A 19,215-nucleotide genomic window follows, 5' to 3' on the forward strand; every position below is an offset into this window, starting at 1 on the left:
AGCGTGGTGCGCGGATCAGGTGTCGCCGGATTCGAACGCGCTTTCCGCACGCAGCACTTCGACGAACGCCTGCTGGACGGCCGTGCCGAGCCAGTCGGTGCGCACCGTGTAGCCGACCGCGCGGCTTGCCCCCGGCAACGCCAGATCCAGCGCGACCAGCTCGCGCCCCGGGTAGGCGTCGCGTATCTGCGCGCGCGAGAGCAGGGTGAGGCAATCGCTTTCCATCAGCATGGCCAGCATCATCGCGAGCGAACTGGTCTCGAGCACCAAAGGCGGCTTGACCGGCAATTGCGCGAAGATCGAATCGATCACCGCGCGGCGCGGCACCTTGTGCTGCGGCATGACCCAGTCGTGATCGGCGAGTTCGGCAAGGGCGACGACCTTGCGCTTCGCCAGTTGATGCCCCTTGCGCACGGCCACCACATAGGGATCGGCAAACAGTTCCGCTTCCTGCACCGATCCTGCGAGGCGGGGCTCGCGCAGCCCACCGACGATGATGTCGAGCCCGCCGCTGCGCAGTTCGCGCAGCAAATGCGCATGGGACCCTTCTTCGACCGTGACGCGCGCCTCGGGATACCGCTCGCGCAACCGTTGAATGGCGCGCGCGACGAGGCGCGGCGGCAACAACGGCAACACGCCGATCGCAACCTTGCCGGTGAGTCGCCCGCGCGCGTACGCCAGTTCCTCCACCGCCTGGGTGATTTCATAGAGCGCGAGACTCAAACACCGCGCGAACTCGATGCCCGCGGCGTTGGCCGACACGCTATGCACACGGCGCCGGTAAAGCGATACGCCGACGTTCTGCTCGATCTGCCGCGCCGCCCGATGGACTGCCGGTTGCGAGATGCCCAATGCGTGCGCGGCCTCGGCGGCCGACCCTGCCTCGGCAATCGCAATATGGCAGCGCACCTGCGCGTCGGTCAGGCGCCGGCAGATCTTCGCGGCGTTCGCCGCCGCCTGGCCGGTGAGGTCCATCACGGCGCGCTCCATCTGGTCGAGCATGCGGCGTACGCGCCGCTGCACGATCAGCCCTTCGCTCGTCAAATCGCTGCCGCCGAAGCCGCGCTCGAACAGTTGACCGCCAAAGCTCGCCTCGAGCTTGTTGATGGCCACGCTCACCGCCGGCTGCGTGCGTCCTGCGCGCACCGCCGCCTGCCCGATGCCACCGGCTTCGCACACCGCGTCGAACAGGAAGAGACGCCTTAATCGCGCCAGGTCGTCTTCCGACGATGCATGACCGTCCGCCCCCATCGCACCTCCGGAATAACCATTCCAAAACCCCTAGCTTAACGGAAATTTATGGGCAGGGCCTCACTACATATTGAGGCGTTGGACGCTATCGCGCTTACAGTTACGTTCAATTCAGCAGGACATTTCCAGCCAGGAGCCCCTTCATGTCCGTCGTCATCGACACGCACACGCACGCAATTTCCCCAGATAAACAACGCTATCCGCTCGCGCCGATCGGCGGCCATCAGTCGGAATGGTCGGCGAAACGCCCCGTCAGCTTCGAGGCTTTGCTCGCGTCGATGGACGATGCCGGCATTGACCGCGCGGTGGTAGTGCAAGCCTCGACGGTGTATGGAAACGACAATAGTTATGTGGTCGAGGCAGTGCGCAACCATCCGGATCGGTTCGCGGGCGTGTTTTCGATCGACGTGCTGGCAAGCGACGCCGTCACGCAAATGCAGCGCTGGCTCGACGCGGGTCTCTCGGGTCTGCGCCTTTTCACGACCGGCAGCACGATGCCCGGTCAGGCAGGGTGGCTCGACGACGAGCGCTCGCTCCCGGTGTGGGAATACGCGCAGCGCCACAACGTGTCGATCTGTCTGCAGATGACCGCGCAGGGCATTCCCGCGCTGCTGAACATGCTGGCGCGCTTTCCGGACATCCGTGTGCTGCTCGACCACCTCGCGCGTCCCGAACTGGCCGGCGGGCCGCCCTATGAAGCCGCAGCGCCGCTCTTCAGCCTCGCGTCGCATGAGGGCGTGTACCTGAAGCTCACGAACCGCACGATCGCCGAAGCCGGGCGCGGCGCCTCGACGCCAGCCGCGTTTTTCCCGCGCGTGCTCGACGCGTTCGGCGCGAAACGGATTGCGTGGGGGTCCAATTTTCCGGCTGCCGAAGGCGCGTTGCCCGAACTGCTTGCCCAGGCGCGCGAGAGCCTTTCGATGCTGCCAGTCGAAGCGCAAGAGGCGATCTTCGGCGGCACGGCGCGCACCGTTTATCCGGCGCTCGCCGCTTGACGCGCCGAGCGCGACGCAGATTTCGTTTGCAACAGGAATACCCGAATCGTGAGCACACCCACGCAACCGCTGGTCTTGAAGACCGCGCTGAAAACCTATCCGCACACGCAGGCGCTGAAAGCGGGCGCATTGACCGATCCGGCCGTCGAGCTTCGTTTCGAGGACGTCGAACCCATTCACCGAGCGTTCGCACCGATGGCGCGCCGCCAGGTATTCGATGTCAGCGAGCTGGCCATCGTCACGTATCTGCAGGCGAAAGCGTATGGCAAGCCGGTCGTGCTGCTGCCCGCGGTCGTCGCCGCGCGCTTTCAACAGGGCTGCCTGATTTATGATGCGCAGCGCGCCAAACCGGACATCGGGCATCTCGCGGGCAAGCGAATTGGCGTGCGCACCTATGCGCAGACCACGGGCATGTGGGTGCGCGCCATTCTCCATGAAACCTACGGCGTGCCGCTCGAACAGATCGAATGGGTGACAATCGAGGGCGGCCACCTGGAAGAATATGCCGATCCGTCTTTCGTGCATCGCGCCGACGCGGGCAAGCAATTATTGCCGATGCTGCGTGCGGGCGAGATCGACGCTGCGATCCTCGGCAACGATCTCCCGGAAGGGCCGGAATTCAAGCCGCTGATCGACAACGCGGCCGCCGCCGACCTCGAATGGTACGGGCTGCACCGCTATGTGCCGATCAACCACGTGGTGGTAGTGACGCGCGCGCTGGCCGGGTCGAACCCGCAAGCCGTTCGCGCGGTGTACGGCCTGCTCAAGCGCGGCAAGGAATCGGTCGCCGCCGCGAACGCCGGGAAAGCGGACAAGCTGCTGTTCGGTTATGACGCACTGCGCGGGCCGCTCGAAGAAACGCTTGCGTTTTGCGAGCAGCAGCGCCTGCTGCCGCGCAAGCTGACGGTCGATGAAATATTTGCCGACAGCATGGACATTCTGGGCGACGCCGCGCGCTGACGCTGCCTTCGTCCGCTTCACGATTTTTGAGCGAACCTGAATTCGCCGCAGTCTGTCAAGGAGACACCATGAGCCTGCCGGGCAAATCCACCGCCGCAACATCCAGGGAACGTCGGCCGTTCTATCTCGACCTGTCGTTCCAGGTCCTGGCTGGCATGGCGCTGGGTGTCGCCACGGGTTACTTCTTTCCGAAGTTAGGCATTAATCTGCAACCCGTTGGCGACGCCTTTATCCGCATCATCCAGATGCTGATCGGCCCGATCATTTTCTGTACCGTGTGCAGCGGCATTGCGGGCGTCAATGACTTCAAGAAGGTTGGCCGGGTCGCGATCAAGGCGCTCTTCTACTTTGAAGTGGTGACCTCGCTCGCGCTGGTGCTGGGCCTCGTGGTCGTCAATGTGCTCAAGCCCGGAGTGGGCATGAACGTGGATCTGCACGGCATCCACTCGGCCACTGTCGATACCTACGTCGCCAAGGCGCATCACGTCGTCACGACGAGTGAATTTTTGCTCAATGTGATTCCCCATACTGCGATCAGCGCATTCGCTGGCGGCGACGTGCTGCAGGTGCTGTTCTTCTCGGTACTGTTCGCGTTTGGACTCGCCGCCATCGGCGAGCGTGCACAGCCCGCATTGAATCTGATCGAGTCGGTTTCGGGCGCGCTCTTCTGGATCATTGGCCTGACGATGAAAATCGCGCCGCTCGCGGCGTTCGGCGCGATTGCCTTCACGGTCAGCAAGTTCGGTTTCGGCACGCTGCTCTCGCTCGGCAAGCTCTTGATCGAGTTCTATCTGACCTGCGCGCTGTTCATCCTGCTGATCCTGTGGCCGATCGCGAAGGTCAATGGCTTCAGCCTGCTGCGGCTGATGCGCTATATCGGTGCGGAGCTGCTGCTCGTGATCGGCACGAGTTCGTCGGAAACTGTGTTCCCGCAACTGATCGACAAGCTCGAACGGCTGGGCTGCGAGAAGTCGGTGGTCGGTCTGGTTCTGCCGACGGCCTATACGTTCAATCACGACGGCACGTGCCTGTATTTCGCCGCAGCGGCGGTGTTTCTCGCGCAGGCCACCAACACACCGATGAACTGGCACGATCAACTGGTCCTGCTCGCGGTCCTGCTGCTCACTTCGAAAGGCGCGGCGGGCGTGTCCGGTGCGGCCATTGCCGTGCTCGCGGCCACGCTCACCGCTTCGAACACCATTCCGGTGGAATCCATCGCGCTGATTCTCGGCATCCACAAGGCGCTGTCGAGCGGGTTCGTGTTCACCAACATCATCGGCAACACCGTCGCGACCATTGTCGTGGCGAACTGGGAAAAGGCGCTGGATCGCGTCGCGCTCCGGCGTGAACTGAAAGCCGGTTTCAAGCCCGTCGCCACTTCGACGGGACGTCTCAATCAGGCGAGCGGCGGCCACGCAGGGAATTAGCCGCGCGTGAGCGCAAAGCTGGCGGAACGACTGGACCGGTTCCGCCAGCGCGAAGTCATCGCGTCGAATGGGTGAAGTCACATCATGTAGTTAGTCATGCGAATTAAATGAGAGATCTCGCATCTCTCATGCGATGCAAATAAAAAGCCACAATCTTGGAGACTTGTTATGAAAATAGCCGCTTGGAGGAGTGTTGGGGTTGGACTGTCACTGGTTGCCGGCGCGTCGCCCGCCTTTGCGCAGAGCAGCGTGCAGATTTACGGCACGGCAGACGGCGGCGTCCGTTACCAGACCAACGCGGTAAAGGGCGGCGGTACCGTCGTGACCATGAACTCGAACGGCTACTACAGTTCGAACAAGCTAGGCTTTCTGGGCACGGAAGACCTGGGTGACGGCTGGAACGCGCACTTCCGGCTGGAAAGCGGCTTCAACCTCGGCAACGGGCAACTGGACAACACCACCAATACGCTGTTCAACCGCCAGTCGTTCGTCGGCATCGGACACAGGAGATATGGGTCGATCGACCTCGGGCGGCAGTACACGATCGCGCACGACATCATCAGCATTTACGACCCGTTCGGCTTTCACTACACGCCGATCCTGCCGCTCACCCAGGCGTCCGACGGCACGCGCAACAACAATGCCATCAAGTACAAGAATCACTTCGGCCCGCTGCTGTTCGAGGCGGACAACTCGTTCGGCGGCGTGGCGGGCAATTTCGCCAGCGGCGCGACGCGCTCGGTCGGCATGAGCTACAGCATGGGCCCGGCCAGCGTAGGCGGCGTGTACGGACATCGCAGCATACTGACTGGCACGGCCTATGTCCCCGACAGCTATTACCTGGCCGCCGCTGCCTACCGCATTGGCCCGGTGCGCGTTTCGGGCGGCTTCATGTCCGAGGATCTGCAGAACCCGGCGGCACCGCACCAGGTGACGAACAATGCGTTCGGCGGCCTCTCCTGGACCATTTTGCCAAACCTGATTTTCGACGGCGGTTATTACCAGACCACCGTATCGACCGACAAGGCAAGCCGCCGGGGCATTTCGATCATCTCGCTCGCGTATCTGCTCTCCAAGCGCACGACGCTCTATAGCGAAATCGACTACACGTCGTACAAGCACGCGGTGGTCAGTACGCTGAACCCGGCCGGCGCGTCGAGCCAGACCGCCGTGACCGTCGGCCTGGACGTGCTGTTCTAGCCGCCCGCATACACAGCTTGACGCGCGTGAGCGATGCACGCGCCGAACTACCCAGGAGCCCATCATGATCATCGACATCCACGGCCACTATACGACGGCGCCCAAAGCGCTGGAAAACTGGCGCAACCGGCAGATCGCAGCGATCGGTCAACCGTCGCGCGGCCCGAGCGCTTCCGGGCTGAATATCAGCGACGACGAGCTGCGCGAATCGATCGAGACCAACCAGCTACGCCTGATGCGCGAACGCGGGCTCGATCTCACCGTGTTCAGCCCGCGCGCGAGTTTCATGGCACATCACATCGGCGACTTCGAGGTGTCCAGCACCTGGGCGGCGATCTGCAACGAGCTGTGCTACCGCGTGAGCCAGTTGTTTCCGCAGCATTTCATTCCCGCCGCCATGTTGCCGCAGAGTCCCGGTGTCGATACGGCGACCTGCATCCCCGAACTCGTGAAATGCGTCGAGCAGTACGGCAACGTCGCCATCAACCTGAATCCCGATCCCTCCGGCGGGCACTGGACGAGCCCGCCGCTTTCCGACCGCTACTGGTATCCCATCTACGAGAAGATGGTCGAATACGACGTGCCGGCCATGATTCACGTGAGCACGAGCTGCAACGCGTGTTTTCACACGACCGGTGCGCATTACCTCAACGCGGATACGACGGCGTTCATGCAGTGCCTGACGTCGGATCTGTTTCACGATTTTCCCACGCTGCGCTTCGTGATTCCGCATGGCGGCGGTGCGGTGCCGTATCACTGGGGACGCTTTCGCGGCCTCGCGCAGGAAATGAAAAAGCCGCCGCTGGAACAGCATCTGCTCAACAACGTGTTTTTCGATACCTGCGTTTATCACCAGCCCGGCATCGATTTGCTAACCGAAGTGATTCCCGTCGACAACATCCTGTTCGCGAGCGAGATGATCGGCGCGGTGCGCGGCATCGATCCATACACGCAGCACTATTTCGACGACACGAAACGCTATATCGAAGCCGCGGACATGAACCCCGATCAGCGGCTCAAGATCTACGAAGGCAACGCCCGCCGTGTCTATCCGCGACTGGACGCTGCACTCACTGCGCAAGGACGTTGAACATGTATGAGCTTGGCGTGGTATATCGCAACATCATGCGCGCCGATGGCCGTCTTGCCGACTCGCTCGGCGCGTTCGGCAGCGCCACCGTGCACGAAGCAATGGGGCGCACCGGCTTGCTCAAGCCTTATATGCGGCCGATCTATGCCGGCGCGAGCGCATCGGGCACGGCCGTCACGGTGCTTTTGCACCCCGGCGACAACTGGATGCTCCATGTCGCCGCCGAACAGATTCAGCCCGGCGACATCGTCGTGGCCGCGGTGACCGCCGATTGCACGGATGGCTACTTTGGCGATCTGCTCGCCACCAGTTTCAAGGCGCGTGGTGCGCGGGGGCTGATTATCGATGCGGGCGTGCGCGACGTCAGCGTACTCTCCGACATGCGCTTCCCGGTCTGGAGCAGGGCGATCTCGTCGAAAGGCACGATCAAGGCGACGCTGGGTTCGGTCAATGTGCCGGTGGTTTGCGCGGGGGCGCTGGTCACGCCCGGCGATGTCGTCGTGGCGGATCACGACGGCGTGGTCGTGGTGCCGCAGGCCATGGCGGCGCGAACGCTGGAAAGCGCCCGCAAGCGCGAGGCGAACGAAGGTCAGAAGCGTGCGCTGCTTGCCTCGGGCGTACTGGGGCTCGACATGTACCAGATGCGTGAGCCGCTGGAGAAACTGGGACTGCGCTACATAGACTGACTCGCGCCGCGATCAGGTGCGCCTGTCACCTTCGCTGTTAGCTATGCGCGGCGAGATTGCCAACGCACCCACGCGCGCACTACAGCGAACTCCCCCCGCAGATCATGATCTGCTGCCCTGTGATCGCGCCGGCTTGCGGGTCGAGCAGGTACGCGACCATCGAGGCCACTTCCTCCACCGTCACGTAGCGCCCGATCGGCGGCATGACCGGCGCGCTGGACGTGCGCTTCGGGTCGTTCAACATGGGCGTGGCGGTGGCGTGTGGACGCCACATCGCCTCGCCGCTCGCTGCGTCGTGTTCCCAATGGGCGCCGTTTTCATGAGACCAGCCGCGTGCACGAGTCCGTCAATCGCGCCAATACAACTACGGGAAAACCCTCGAAATGATCGATTCGATCAATATTTTGACGACGCCGTCAGATTCCGCGGGCGAACAGAGGGGCGCAGACACCCCATGAAATCCCTGGTGAGCGGGCTCTTTTTGACCGATTGACATATGACGTCTCACCTAATACCTTGACGACTAAGCCGACTCGATGACGGCGGTCGCCGCAGACCTCGTGCTTCTCTGGAAGGTCAGCGCACGTCCAGGTCATCTGGAGCTGGCGAGCCGGTTTTGTCTGGCAAAAGCGGTTCGACCGAATAGTTCTCCCTGACCACAACACGTTGAGGTTTCCCATGAAAGTACCGTTTGCATACAAGCGCGTCGCGCTCGCCGTTGCCGTGGCGGCGGGCGCCGCGTCGTTCAGCGCAGCCGCCTTCGCCGGAGACGTAGTGATCGGCTTCGCCGCGCCGCTGACCGGCGGATCGGCGCACTACGGCATCGATCTGAAGCGCGGCGCGGAACTGGCGCTCGACGACGCCAATGCACAGAAGCTCGTCATCGGCGGGCAGCCCGTGCATTTCGTGCTCGACGCGGAAGACGATCAGGCCGACCCGCGCGTGGGCTCGCAGGTGGCGCAGAAGATGGTGGACGCGAAGGTGGCGGGCGTGGTGGGGCACTTCAATTCGGGCACCACGATCCCGGCTTCGCGCATCTACAACACGGCGGGCATTCCGATGGTCTCGCCCACGGCGACCAACCCCACGCTGACCTCGCAGGGTTTCGGCAACGTCTTTCGCGTGGTGAACTCGGACGCGCAGATGGGCCAACTGGCGGGCCACTCGGCGGTGCAGGCGCTCAAGGGCAAGAGCATTGCCGTGATCGACGACCGGACGGCATTCGGCCAGGGCATGTCCGACGAGTTCGTCAAAGGCGTGACCCAGGCGGGCGGCAAGATCGTGGATCGCGAGTTTGCCACGGACAAAGCCGTCGACTTCAAGGCGCAGTTGACCCGCATGAAGTCATTCAATCCCGACGTGGTGTTCTGGGGCGGGCTCGATCAACAGGCGGGCATGCTCGTCAAACAGATGCGCCAGCTAGGCATGCGCGCAACGCTGCTGGGCGGCGGCAGCTTCGAGAACGAAACCTTCCTCAGTGTCGCCGGCGAGAGCGCGAACGGTTCAGTGTCGTGGGACTACGGCGTGCCGCTGTCGAAAATGAAGCAAGGCAAGGAATTCGACAGCAAGATGAAGGCGAAGTACGGCGAGGGTGTCGTGGCCTATGCGCCCGCGGCGTATGACGCGACATGGGTGCTCGTCAACGCGATGAAGAAGGCAAATTCGACCGACCCGAAGGTCTACGGCCCGTTCATCAAGTCGGTCGCGTTCACGGGGATTTCGGGCAACATCGCCTTTATGCCCAACGGCGACATGAAAGACCCGGCTGCGACGTTCTACAAGGTGATCGACGGGAAGTGGGTGCCGCAGGCGGTCGCGTACGGCGAAAAGGTCTCGGCGCTGCAGAACTGATCGCGTAGCGGGTGTCGTGCCTGATTATCGTCATATTAATCAGGAATACAGATGAAGGCTCGACACCCGCTTCGCCATCTATCGAACTGGCGCATGTGCGCGGAGCGTTCGTTCCGCACACATGTTTACTCGGCGCGCGTACTCGACAGATTGTGATACCGCTCGAGGCTCTCGTTCAGATGGCGGCGCATGGCGCGGCGCGCGGCCGCCACGTCCTGCTTCTCGATGGCGTCGAGAATATCCGCATGTTCGCGCTGGATGCGCCGGATATAGGTCTTGCGCTCCTTCGCATTCGCTTTCGCATGTTTGAGACGCAGGTCGATGGTGATTTCCTGACCCAGCGTGCGCAATATAGACGTGAAATGCGGGTTCTCCGAGCACGTCGCGACGGCGAGGTGGAATTCGAAATCGGCACGCGCGCATTCGGCGTCGTCTTCCACGGAGACGATCTCCATGCGTGCATAGACTTCCTTGAGCGCGCGCAGGTGCGCTTCGGACCGGCGCTGCGCCGCGTAGGCCGCGGATTCCGTTTCCACGCCAATGCGCAATTCGAGCACGTGCATCGAATTGTTGAGCGTGGTTCCGTCGATGAAATCCGGGCTCGCCGGTTGATTCGTGGCTTCGGAAACGAACACGCCCACGCCGTGCCGCGCGATCAGGCGGCGGCCGAGCTTGAGCGAGGCAACGGCTTCCCGTACCACGGTGCGGCTCACGCCGAATTCTTCGCACAATTCCGGCTCGGTCGGCAATTTGCCGCCCGGCGGGTATTCGCCCCGGTCGATCTTGTCGTTCAGTGCCTGGATGACGAGTTCAGTCAGGCTGCGCCGCTTGCCGGAACTCGCAGCATTCTTCAGTAGGGTTTCAGCGTCCAGAGTCATCCCGAGTGCTCCACACCGGATCAGGAGAGCGCTGCAATTCACGGATGCAGACGTACCGCGTGGCGCGGCAGTTGCTAGTCGCGTCTGACCTGCGCCGTATGACATACTATGACTGTAACACAGTCCGGCGCAGGCCCCTCCCGCCGGCCGTTGCGGCCGAAGCGGGGATTGATTTTCATCAAGCGTAGATGTAGCCGCCGCTCACGATCACGTTCTCACCGGTCGCGTAGGTGTTGCGCTCGCTGGCCATCATGACGACCCACTGCGCGATCTCTTCGGGTCCGGCGGCACGGCCCAGCGGATTGGCGCTCGCGAGTTCGCCGAGGAAGCCGAGCTTCTTCGCGCGGTCCGTCGCGAATCCCGCCGGCGCGACCGAGTTCACGAGAATGCCGTCCTTCGCGACTTCCTGCGCGAACGACTTCGTGAGGCTCACGACCGCGGCTTTGGTCGCCGCATAATGCGCGTTTTGCGGGTGCGCCTTGAACGCGTCCACGGACGTGATGTTCACGATGCGCCCGGCCACGTGCGCTTCGACCTTCGCGCGGCCGCGCATGTGCTCGATAGCCGCGACCATCATGTGGTACGTGCCTTTGATGTTGACCGCGTTCTCCAGGTCCCACTCGTCGTCGCTGATTTCGAGAATAGGGCGGCGCGGATAGATCGCCGCGCTGTTGACGAGGCAATCCACGCGCCCGAGCGCGTCCAGCGCCTTCGCGAAGACGGCGTGCGCGGTTTCCTTGCGCGTGATATCGCCTTCGGCGCCGAACACCGTATGGCCTTCCGCCTTCAAGGTGCCCACGGTTTCCTCGAGCAATGGGCCGTTCTTGTCGATCAGCGCGATGCTGTGCGCGCCATCGGCGAGCATCAGTTTGGCGACAGCAAGGCCGAGACCCGAGGCGCCGCCGACGATCACCACTCGTTGATTTTTCATGATGCGTAGATATCCGGTTTTGAAGCAGGGTTTCAGTCGACCGTGACGATTTGCGAGCCGCCGGCTGCCTGGTCGGTGGGGAAGACTTCCATGCGCGAGACGTCTACCGCTTCGGGCAGTGCGAGCGCCGTCGCGATCAATTCCGCGATGTTTTCGGGCTGGATCGAGCGATAGGCTTCGTAGAGCTTTTCGTTCGCGCCTTGCTCGCCGAGCGCCGTACGATAGAGATTCGTCTGCACGCGGCCCGGCGCGATTTCGGTGACGCGCACCTTCGTGCCGAGCAGGTCGCAGCGCAGCGAATCGCAGAACATGCTCACAGCGGCCTTGGTCGCACCATAAACCGCGGTATTTGGATGCGGAAAACGGCCCGCGCTCGAACCGATGAAGAACAGATGGCCGCGCTTGCGCCGCACCATGCCGTCGAGCGCGAGTTGTGCAATATGCAGCGGCGCGCGCAGATTAATATCGATCATGCTGTCGATATCGGCGGGGGCTGTTTCGCCGAACTTCGCGATAGCGGGCAGCAGCCCGGCATTGTTCACGACGACGTCGATCGCTTCACGTTCGAACAACGCACGCAGTGGCGCGATATCGTGCAGATCGATCGCGATGGGCGTGACGCCGCACGCGCTCGCTAGCGCGTCGAGCGCTTTGCCATCGCGGCCTAGCGCATAGACCTTCATGCCGTCCTTGACGAGGCGCTCGGCAATCGCGCGGCCGATGCCGCTCGACGCCCCGGTAATCAACGCGGTTTGATACGAATGGGAACTCATGTCAAAAGCCTTCGTGGAAGAATGGGGAGGGCATCAGATCACGCCTTCTTCGAGAAACGGCTTGTTCTCGACCACGCGCGCATAACCGAGCGGCGCGAGATCGAGCGAGCGATAGCCGCCGTACACGATCAACTCGCTCAAGCCCCGTCCGACTGCGGGCGACTGCTGCAAACCGTGGCCACTGAAGCCATTCGCAAAGAGAAAGTTCGAAACCTCGGAGTGCGGCCCGACGATCGCATTGTGATCGAGCATGCAGAAGTCGTAATGGCCGGCCCACGAATTCACGACCTTGATCGCCTCGAATGCGGGAATGCGTTCGGCGAGCGCGGGCCAGATGACTTCTTCGAATTCCGAATGAATCACGTCGAAGTCGTCGACATCGGCGAGCGGGTCCGGGTCGGGGTAGCAGCCGGTGAGGTAGTACTTGCCTTCGGGGCGGAAGAAGATGCCGGTCGTGTCGATGGTGAGCGGCACGACGCCTTCCAGCGGCGTGCGGCAATCGAATACGAACAGGCAGCGCTTGCGCGGTTCGACGGGAATGTCCAGCCCGGCAAGGCGCGCCATAGCCGGGCCGCGCGTGCCCGCCGCGTTGACCATCACGCCGCAGCCGATCGTCTCGCCGCTCTTGAGCACCACGCCCGTGATGGTCGAACCTTCGCGCAGCACGTCGACCACTTCGTTTTCGATGTATTCGATGCCGAGCGAGCGCGCTTTGCGGCGCATACCTTGCAGCAGACCGTAGCTGTCGAACCAGCCTTCGCCCGACTGGCCGTAGACACCATTGACGAGCCCTTCGGTGTTGAGCCACGGAAAGCGGGTCTTCAGCTGGTCCGGATCGAGCAGTACCACGTCGGCGCCGCATTCCTGCTGCGTGGCGCAATTGCGCTCGAACATCGGCGCGCCGTTCGCGTCGCCGAGATACAGGTAGCCGTTTTCCTTGAAACCGAGTTCGGGCGCATCGCCATTCACGGCGACGCGCGCATGAAAGTCGCGGATGAACTCCGTGCCGAACTGCGAGATCTGGATGTTCAGCGGATTCGAGAATTGATGCCGGATCGACGCGCTCGACAACGCGGTCGCCGACTTCGCATAGGTCCAGTCGCGTTCGATCACGAGAACCGAGCCGTTGAAGTCGGGATTCTCCGCGAGGAAATACGCAGTCGCGCTTCCCACGACCGCGCCGCCCACGATCACCACGTCATAGTGGGGCTTGAGTGCATGCTGTGCCATCTCAGTGTGTTCCAGATAGATCGGTGGGGAAGCGGGGCTCAGTTATCCTTCGGGTCTTCGAAATGGCCATCCGCCGCGAACTGGCCGCCTTGAAAGCGCACAGCCGGGTTGCGCGGATCGCCCACTTCCGTGTTCGCATAGACTTCGGCGCGATAGGCATCGGCGGAGTCCTTCGGTCGGTAACCGAGGTACGCGGCCTGCGTGTTGTCCCAGAAGTTCGCGCTGTTGTTCGAGTTGCCGTACACGATCATATGGCCGACGCTCGGCGTCATGATCGATTGCACGCACAGGTGCGAGAAGTCGTCATACGAAAGCCACGTCGCGAGCATGCGGCGATCGACCGGCTTCGGGAAGCACGAACCGATGCGCAGACACACCGACTCGATGCCGAATTTGTCGAAGTAATAGCGCGAGAGGTTTTCAACGAAGGTCTTGCTCACGCCGTAGAGACTGTCCGGGCGCTGGGGCGAATGCGCGTCGATCGTCTGCGTGCATTCGTAAAAGCCGATGGCGTGCACCGAACTCGCGTAGATCACGCGCTTCACACCGGCCTGGCGCGCGCCTTCGTAAATGTTGTAGCTGCCGACGATATTCGAGTCGAGAATGACCTGGAACGTGTTCTCGCGCGGCGCGCCGCCCATATGGATGACCATGTCCACGCCCTTGAGCATGTCGAACACGGCGTCGCGATCGGCGAGATCGCATATGAAGTGCTTTTCGTTCTCGCGCACTTCGCCCAGCGACTGACGCCCATTGAGGCTCAGCGTCTGTGCATAGGGGCGCAGGCTTTCGCGCAGCACGGAGCCCAGCGCGCCGCCCGCGCCCGTGATCAGGATGTTCTTGAACGGCGGCTTGGTGATGTCGGTCATGCGTTACTCCTTACTGTGGGTTCGACGCCGTGAGCGCGTCGAGCGTGAGGCCGTAGTCGTCGCGCAGTTGCGCTTCGGAGATGTACTCATTGCGGATGTCGCGCAGCAGCGCTTCGCGATCGCGTTGCGCCGGTGCGCCTACGCCGCCGCCGCCCGGCAGCGAGAGCGTGACGCGCTCGTGCTCAGCGACGAACTGCGTACCCTTGCCCTTCATGCGCGTGCCATCGGAAAGCGTGACCTGTCCGGCCGCGCCTTCCTTACCGCCCGAGCGGCCGCTTGCCGGATGATCGATACGATCGAACATCGCGTTGAAGCGGAACTGGTAGCCTTCGCGCGGTCCGATTTCGACGATCTGGCCGAGGCCGCCGCGATACTGCCCGGCGCCGCCCGAGCCCGAGCGCATTTCCTTGCGCCACACGACAATCGGGCCGACCTGCTCGGTGGCTTCGACCGACATCGCGTGCACGCCGCTCGGAAACGCCGTCGCCGAAAGACCGTCGAGTTCGGCGCGCGCACCGGTGCCGCCGCTGTTGAACATGAGGATTTCGCTGCCCTTGAGCCCCGAGCCTTCCTGCGCGGCCCGCGCGCTCACGTGCAGATTCCAGAGCGCGCCCGCGCCTTCGGCCGGCACGCGGTTCGGCAGGATCTTGTTGAGCGCGCCGAGCACGAGGTCCGGCACGAAGTGGCCGAGTACATGGCGCACGGCAACCGGGCTCGGCCGCTGCGCGTTGAGAATGCAGCCTTCAGGCGCCTGCACGCGGAACGGTTCGAGCGAGGCCGCATTGTTCGGCACTTCTGGCGCGATGATGCACTTGAGGCCGTAGCACGCGTAGGCCTTCGCATACAGCAGCGGTACGTTGATGCCGAACGGGCTCGAAGGCGACGTGCCCGCGAAGTCCGCGAGCAGGTGATCGTCGGAAACCGTGAGCGTGACGTTGAGCTTGACCGGCGTATCGTAGCCGTCGAGCGTCATCTCGTTCGTCTGCGTTTGCTTCGGCAGCGCGGCAATGCGCTCGAGCGTCGCTTCGCGGCTGCGCGCAAGAATGAATTCGCCGATGCCTTCCACGTCCTTGAGCTCGAACTCCTTGAGCATTTCAATCAGGCGCTTGTGGCCCGTCTCGTTGCACGAGGCGAGGGCGTAGAGATCGCCGACCACCTTGTCGGCTTCGCGCACGTTGTTGCGCAGGATGTTCACGAGATCGCGATTCACTTCGCCGCGCTCGATCAGCTTCATGATCGGCACGAACAGACCTTCTTCGTAGATCTCGCGCGAGTCGGGACCGAAGCCGCGCCCGCCGATATCGACCACGTGCGCGGTGCTCGCGAAGTAGCCGATCAGTTCACCATTGTGAAAAGAGGGCGAAACCACGGTGAAATCGTGCAGGTGGCCGGTGCCTTTCCACGGATCGTTCGTGAGGTACACGTCGCCTTCGTACATGCGCTCGACGCCGATGTCGTTCATGAAATGCTCGACGGCTTCGGCCATCGTATTCACGTGACCGGGCGTGCCCGTGACGGCCTGCGCGAGCATGCGGCCGCGCTTGTCGAAAATTCCCGCTGATAGATCGCCGGCTTCGCGCACGCTGGTGCTGAACGCGGTGCGGATGAGCGCCATGGCCTGTTCTTCCACGACGGAAATCAGGCGGTTCCACATGACCTGCATGTGGATCGTATCGAGATTGCTGAGCGACATGCTTTACTCCTGATTGGCCTTGGCGGCATTCAGTTCTTTGGCGACGACGAGCAGGCAGCCATCGGGCTGAACCATGGCGTCGAAGGAGGAGGTGACGAGCGTCGACGTTTCCGGCTCGACGATGATCGCCGGACCCGTCACGCTTTCGCCGACCTTCAGCGCTGCGCGCTCGACGATGGCCGCCTCAACGAAGCGATGCAGCGCGGCGTCGAAGATCTTGCGCGTCTTCGGCGGCACCACGGCGTCGCGCGACGTGAGCAGCTTCAAACGCTCGACCGGCGGAAGCGGGGAGCTGGCCTTCACGGCCCAGCTGACGATTTCGATATCGAGGCCATCGATCGGGCGGCCGAAATATTGCGTGTAGGCGCGCGTGAACGCTTGCGTGAATGCGTCGCGATCTTCGGCGGTGAACTTGCGATACGGGAACGCAACGGGAATCTCCCAGCCCTGGCCGACATAGCGCATGAACGCCTTGACTTCGACTTCGGGCTCGGCGTCGCCCGAACCCTGGCGCGCGAAGCGCAGGGCTTCTTCGCTCAGCTCGCCGACGATGTCATTGAGCACCGCTGCGTCGAAGTCGTTGAAGCGCATGGTTGCACTGCGCACGCTTTCGTAGCCGAAGGGCGCGCGCAGGAAGCCGATGGCGGAACCTACGCCGGCACCCGGCGGCACGATGAACTTCTTGATGCCGCTCTTTTCGCACAGGCGCGCGGCGTGCAGCGGACCCGCGCCGCCGAACGTGATCATCGTGTAGTCGCCGATATCCTTGCCGCTTTCCACGGCATGCACGCGCGCCGCGTTGCTCATGTTCTCGTCCACGACTTCGGCGACGCCATACGCCGTTTCATCGGGGCTCAGATTGATCGCGCCGCCGACCTGTTCGACCATCGCGCTCGCTGCCTTGTCGATGGAGAGCACGATGCTGCCGCCCGCAAAGTTCGCGGGATCGAGGCGGCCGAGCAGCAGGTCTGCGTCGGTGACGGTGGGCTGCACGCCGCCGCGCTGATAACACGCGGGGCCAGGCTCCGAAGCCGCGCTATGCGGGCCCACGCGAATCTGCCGCATCACGTCGAGCGAAGCGATCGAGCCGCCGCCCGCGCCGATTTCCACCATCTCCACGACGGGAATCGAAATCGGCATCCCGCTGCCTTTCTTGAAGCGATACGTACGTGCGACTTCGAACGTGTTGGCTGTTTTCGGCGTGAGGTCGTCGATCAGGCAGATCTTGGCCGTGGTGCCGCCCATGTCGAACGAGAGCACCGTGTTGAGATCGTAGCGCGCCGCGATATGCGCCGCGAAGATCGCGCCGCCTGCCGGACCCGATTCGACGAGGCGCACCGGAAACTCCGACGCGCTTTCGATCGAGACGATGCCGCCGCCCGAGTGAATGATGAAGATGGGGCAAACGGCGCCCGCCGCGCGCACCTCGCCGACCAGGCGGTCGAGATACGACTTCATGATCGGGCGAACGTAGGCGTTCGCGCAAACGGTGTTGAAGCGCTCGAACTCGCGGATCTGCGGCGACACTTCGCTGGAGATCGACACCGACACGTGCGGCAGACGCTTTTCGAGTGCGTCGCGCATCATGCGCTCGTGCACGCCGTTCACGTACGCGTGAATGAAGCCGACGGCGACGCTTTCATAACCGCCTTGCTCGATGCGAGCCGCGATGGCTTCGATCTGCGCTTCGGCGGGGGCGAGCAGCACGCCGCCTTGCGCGTCGATACGCTCGGCGAGCGTGAAGCGATCGCAGCGCTCGATGAGGGGCGGCGGCAGCTTGATGTTCAGATCGTACTGTTCGAAGCGGTTTTCCGTGCGCATCTCGATGGTGTCGCGGAAACCCTCCGTGGTAATGAAGGCCGTCTTCGCGCCGCGGCGCTCGATCAGTGCGTTGGTCGCGAGCGTGGTGCCGTGAATGATGACGCCAATGTCCTTCAACGCGATGCCAGCCTTCGCGGCGACGATGCCCACGCCCTTGATGATTGCGCGCTCGGGCGCCGTGTAATCCGTGAGGACCTTGGTGGAAAAAAGTTCTCCACCCAGTTCCAGCGCGACATCGGTGAACGTTCCGCCGATATCTACACCTACCCGTGCCTTGTCGTGACTGGCCACCATGACTCTCCTGTTCAAAGCCTAAACGTATGCGGAATACGGGTTCCGCGAACTGCTGTTGACGATCCTTGTGAGGGGCGCCGGCGTGCGTGCCGCACCTCGATTTTCGCGTGCTCGTTGATGCGTGTCTGGCGTCTCCGAACGTTATTTTTTGCTCGTTGACATATGATGAGTGACGTCTTACAGTGCTGTCAACACGAACAAAAAGATTTTCATGTTTTACGGTTTCTTGCTGTCTCTCACAACTTCCGCAGCTCATTGTTTTTTATAGATTATTTGTCGTGCGCCGGCATCAAAGAAGACTCGTTTTGACGGCGTTCTCAGCGTAAACACTGATAGGTTGTAGTCGCGTAAAAAATTAACTTTTCGTGGAATTTTAAGGCGGACGGCGACACCACCTGTAGCAGTCGCGTGTTTCTATGAAAGATGCATGAATTAGGACAATGAAATATTCGTGTCGCCGCACCGTGTGCATCTTGCGGTCGACGTGAAAGGGTAGGACGAAAGGGAACAATGATGAAAGTTCTGGTAGCAGTGAAACGGGTCGTTGACTACAACGTGAAGGTTCGTGTGAAGTCGGATGGCACGGGCGTCGACATCGCCAACGTGAAGATGTCGATGAACCCGTTCGACGAGATCGCCGTGGAAGAAGCGGTGCGTCTGAAGGAAGCGGGCGTGGCAACGGAAGTCATCGCCGTTTCGGCGGGCGTGACGCAAGCGCAGGAAACGCTGCGCACGGCGCTGGCCATCGGCGCGGATCGCGCGATCCTCATCGAGTCGAACGAAGACCTCCAGCCGCTGGCTGTGGCCAGGCTGCTGAAGGCGCTGGTCGACAAGGAACAGCCGCAGTTGGTCATCCTCGGCAAGCAGGCCATCGACGACGATTCGAACCAGACCGGCCAGATGCTCGCCGCGCTGGCGAACCTGCCGCAGGCCACGTTCGCCTCGAAGGTGGTTCTGGCCGACGGCAAGGCTACCGTGTCGCGTGAAGTGGACGGCGGTGCGGAAACGCTGTCGCTCAAGCTGCCCGCGGTCGTGACGACGGATCTGCGCCTGAACGAGCCGCGCTACGTCACGCTGCCGAACATCATGAAGGCGAAGAAGAAGCCGCTGGAAATCGTGAAGCCGGAAGACCTGGGCGTCGATGTCACGCCGCGTCTGAAGACGCTGAAGGTTGCCGAGCCGCCGAAGCGTAGCGCAGGCGTGAAGGTGCCGGACGTGAAGACGCTGGTCGAGAAGCTGAAGACGGAAGCCAAGGTGCTGTAAGGG

Annotated in this window: 16 protein-coding genes and 1 pseudogene; 8 read left to right on the top strand and 9 right to left on the bottom strand. The window is 62.6% G+C overall.

Features of this window, described 5'->3' with window-relative positions; all coding sequences use genetic code 11:
* Positions 1 to 15: 15 nt before the first annotated feature.
* Positions 16 to 1,251 carry a LysR family transcriptional regulator gene (locus AB4Y35_RS35585; RefSeq protein ID WP_368708092.1) on the bottom strand — a complete coding sequence of 412 codons (1,236 nt, stop codon included), beginning with the start codon at positions 1,249 to 1,251 and terminating at the stop codon, positions 16 to 18.
* A 143-nt stretch (positions 1,252 to 1,394) separates the two neighbouring features.
* Between AB4Y35_RS35585 and AB4Y35_RS35590 the strand changes: the two genes are divergently transcribed.
* The 6 genes from AB4Y35_RS35590 (at position 1,395) to ligK (ending at position 7,609) form a co-directional block, all read left to right on the top strand.
* Positions 1,395 to 2,246 carry an amidohydrolase gene (locus tag AB4Y35_RS35590; RefSeq protein ID WP_368708093.1) on the top strand — a complete coding sequence of 284 codons (852 nt, stop codon included), beginning with the start codon at positions 1,395 to 1,397 and terminating at the stop codon, positions 2,244 to 2,246.
* A 48-nt stretch (positions 2,247 to 2,294) separates the two neighbouring features.
* Positions 2,295 to 3,206, top strand: coding sequence for a hypothetical protein (locus tag AB4Y35_RS35595; protein WP_368708094.1), 912 nt, complete (start codon positions 2,295 to 2,297; stop codon positions 3,204 to 3,206).
* 68 nt (positions 3,207 to 3,274) lie between these two features.
* Positions 3,275 to 4,633 (top strand): C4-dicarboxylate transporter DctA, encoded by a 1,359-nt coding sequence (dctA, locus tag AB4Y35_RS35600; RefSeq protein WP_368708095.1) that lies wholly within the window; start codon positions 3,275 to 3,277, stop codon positions 4,631 to 4,633.
* A gap of 168 nt (positions 4,634 to 4,801) precedes the next feature.
* A complete protein-coding gene (locus tag AB4Y35_RS35605) occupies positions 4,802 to 5,833 on the top strand; it encodes a porin (RefSeq protein WP_368708096.1) in 1,032 nt (343 codons plus the stop codon).
* A gap of 64 nt (positions 5,834 to 5,897) precedes the next feature.
* Positions 5,898 to 6,923: an amidohydrolase family protein gene (locus AB4Y35_RS35610; protein WP_368708097.1), complete on the top strand. Its 1,026-nt coding sequence runs from the start codon at positions 5,898 to 5,900 to the stop codon at positions 6,921 to 6,923.
* Positions 6,924 to 6,925: 2 nt separating this feature from the next.
* Positions 6,926 to 7,609 carry a 4-carboxy-4-hydroxy-2-oxoadipate aldolase/oxaloacetate decarboxylase gene (gene ligK / locus AB4Y35_RS35615; protein ID WP_368708098.1) on the top strand — a complete coding sequence of 228 codons (684 nt, stop codon included), beginning with the start codon at positions 6,926 to 6,928 and terminating at the stop codon, positions 7,607 to 7,609.
* A 79-nt stretch (positions 7,610 to 7,688) separates the two neighbouring features.
* Here the strand turns inward: ligK and AB4Y35_RS35620 are convergent.
* Positions 7,689 to 7,975, bottom strand: a pseudogene (locus AB4Y35_RS35620) (SDR family oxidoreductase); the annotation flags it as partial.
* 312 nt (positions 7,976 to 8,287) lie between these two features.
* Between AB4Y35_RS35620 and AB4Y35_RS35625 the strand changes: the two are divergent.
* Positions 8,288 to 9,460 (top strand): branched-chain amino acid ABC transporter substrate-binding protein, encoded by a 1,173-nt coding sequence (locus AB4Y35_RS35625; protein WP_368708099.1) that lies wholly within the window; start codon positions 8,288 to 8,290, stop codon positions 9,458 to 9,460.
* Between the two features lie 125 nt (positions 9,461 to 9,585).
* On the opposite strand, the gene AB4Y35_RS35630 is transcribed toward AB4Y35_RS35625, so the two are convergent.
* The 7 genes from AB4Y35_RS35630 to AB4Y35_RS35660 all read right to left on the bottom strand — a co-directional run bounded on the left by AB4Y35_RS35630 (position 9,586) and on the right by AB4Y35_RS35660 (position 17,949).
* On the bottom strand, positions 9,586 to 10,338 hold the full coding sequence (locus AB4Y35_RS35630) for a FadR/GntR family transcriptional regulator (RefSeq protein WP_133184976.1): 753 nt from the start codon (positions 10,336 to 10,338) through the stop codon (positions 9,586 to 9,588).
* Positions 10,339 to 10,516: 178 nt separating this feature from the next.
* The gene (locus AB4Y35_RS35635; RefSeq protein ID WP_368708100.1) at positions 10,517 to 11,269 is read right to left on the bottom strand and encodes an SDR family NAD(P)-dependent oxidoreductase; all 753 of its coding nucleotides are present in this window, start codon (positions 11,267 to 11,269) and stop codon (positions 10,517 to 10,519) included.
* 32 nt (positions 11,270 to 11,301) lie between these two features.
* Positions 11,302 to 12,042: an SDR family oxidoreductase gene (locus AB4Y35_RS35640; protein WP_368708101.1), complete on the bottom strand. Its 741-nt coding sequence runs from the start codon at positions 12,040 to 12,042 to the stop codon at positions 11,302 to 11,304.
* 33 nt (positions 12,043 to 12,075) lie between these two features.
* Positions 12,076 to 13,272, bottom strand: a complete 1,197-nt coding sequence (locus AB4Y35_RS35645; protein WP_368708102.1) for an NAD(P)/FAD-dependent oxidoreductase — start codon at positions 13,270 to 13,272, stop codon at positions 12,076 to 12,078.
* Positions 13,273 to 13,310: 38 nt separating this feature from the next.
* Positions 13,311 to 14,141 (bottom strand): NAD-dependent epimerase/dehydratase family protein, encoded by an 831-nt coding sequence (locus AB4Y35_RS35650; protein ID WP_368708103.1) that lies wholly within the window; start codon positions 14,139 to 14,141, stop codon positions 13,311 to 13,313.
* A gap of 10 nt (positions 14,142 to 14,151) precedes the next feature.
* Positions 14,152 to 15,834: a hydantoinase B/oxoprolinase family protein gene (locus AB4Y35_RS35655; RefSeq protein ID WP_133184981.1), complete on the bottom strand. Its 1,683-nt coding sequence runs from the start codon at positions 15,832 to 15,834 to the stop codon at positions 14,152 to 14,154.
* 3 nt (positions 15,835 to 15,837) lie between these two features.
* Entirely contained in the window at positions 15,838 to 17,949 is a 2,112-nt protein-coding gene (locus AB4Y35_RS35660) for a hydantoinase/oxoprolinase family protein (protein WP_368708104.1), read from the bottom strand.
* 513 nt (positions 17,950 to 18,462) lie between these two features.
* On the opposite strand from AB4Y35_RS35660, the gene AB4Y35_RS35665 reads away from it, so the two are divergent.
* Positions 18,463 to 19,212, top strand: a complete 750-nt coding sequence (locus tag AB4Y35_RS35665) for an electron transfer flavoprotein subunit beta/FixA family protein (RefSeq protein ID WP_368708207.1) — start codon at positions 18,463 to 18,465, stop codon at positions 19,210 to 19,212.
* Positions 19,213 to 19,215 lie beyond the last annotated feature (3 nt).

The sequence above is a fragment of the Paraburkholderia sp. EG286A genome, from assembly GCF_040965375.1.
Classification (GTDB): domain Bacteria; phylum Pseudomonadota; class Gammaproteobacteria; order Burkholderiales; family Burkholderiaceae; genus Paraburkholderia.

What these genes read in the sequence shown, in the direction of transcription:
- AB4Y35_RS35585 (WP_368708092.1), bottom strand. Translation starts at nt 1,251, where the DNA reads ATGGGGGCGGACGGTCATGCATCGTCGGAAGACGACCTGGCGCGATTA.
- AB4Y35_RS35590 (WP_368708093.1), top strand. Translation starts at nt 1,395, where the DNA reads ATGTCCGTCGTCATCGACACGCACACGCACGCAATTTCCCCAGATAAA.
- dctA (WP_368708095.1), top strand. Translation starts at nt 3,275, where the DNA reads ATGAGCCTGCCGGGCAAATCCACCGCCGCAACATCCAGGGAACGTCGG.
- AB4Y35_RS35605 (WP_368708096.1), top strand. Translation starts at nt 4,802, where the DNA reads ATGAAAATAGCCGCTTGGAGGAGTGTTGGGGTTGGACTGTCACTGGTT.
- AB4Y35_RS35610 (WP_368708097.1), top strand. Translation starts at nt 5,898, where the DNA reads ATGATCATCGACATCCACGGCCACTATACGACGGCGCCCAAAGCGCTG.
- ligK (WP_368708098.1), top strand. Translation starts at nt 6,926, where the DNA reads ATGTATGAGCTTGGCGTGGTATATCGCAACATCATGCGCGCCGATGGC.
- AB4Y35_RS35625 (WP_368708099.1), top strand. Translation starts at nt 8,288, where the DNA reads ATGAAAGTACCGTTTGCATACAAGCGCGTCGCGCTCGCCGTTGCCGTG.
- AB4Y35_RS35630 (WP_133184976.1), bottom strand. Translation starts at nt 10,338, where the DNA reads ATGACTCTGGACGCTGAAACCCTACTGAAGAATGCTGCGAGTTCCGGC.
- AB4Y35_RS35635 (WP_368708100.1), bottom strand. Translation starts at nt 11,269, where the DNA reads ATGAAAAATCAACGAGTGGTGATCGTCGGCGGCGCCTCGGGTCTCGGC.
- AB4Y35_RS35640 (WP_368708101.1), bottom strand. Translation starts at nt 12,042, where the DNA reads ATGAGTTCCCATTCGTATCAAACCGCGTTGATTACCGGGGCGTCGAGC.
- AB4Y35_RS35645 (WP_368708102.1), bottom strand. Translation starts at nt 13,272, where the DNA reads ATGGCACAGCATGCACTCAAGCCCCACTATGACGTGGTGATCGTGGGC.
- AB4Y35_RS35650 (WP_368708103.1), bottom strand. Translation starts at nt 14,141, where the DNA reads ATGACCGACATCACCAAGCCGCCGTTCAAGAACATCCTGATCACGGGC.
- AB4Y35_RS35655 (WP_133184981.1), bottom strand. Translation starts at nt 15,834, where the DNA reads ATGTCGCTCAGCAATCTCGATACGATCCACATGCAGGTCATGTGGAAC.
- AB4Y35_RS35660 (WP_368708104.1), bottom strand. Translation starts at nt 17,949, where the DNA reads ATGGTGGCCAGTCACGACAAGGCACGGGTAGGTGTAGATATCGGCGGA.
- AB4Y35_RS35665 (WP_368708207.1), top strand. Translation starts at nt 18,463, where the DNA reads ATGAAAGTTCTGGTAGCAGTGAAACGGGTCGTTGACTACAACGTGAAG.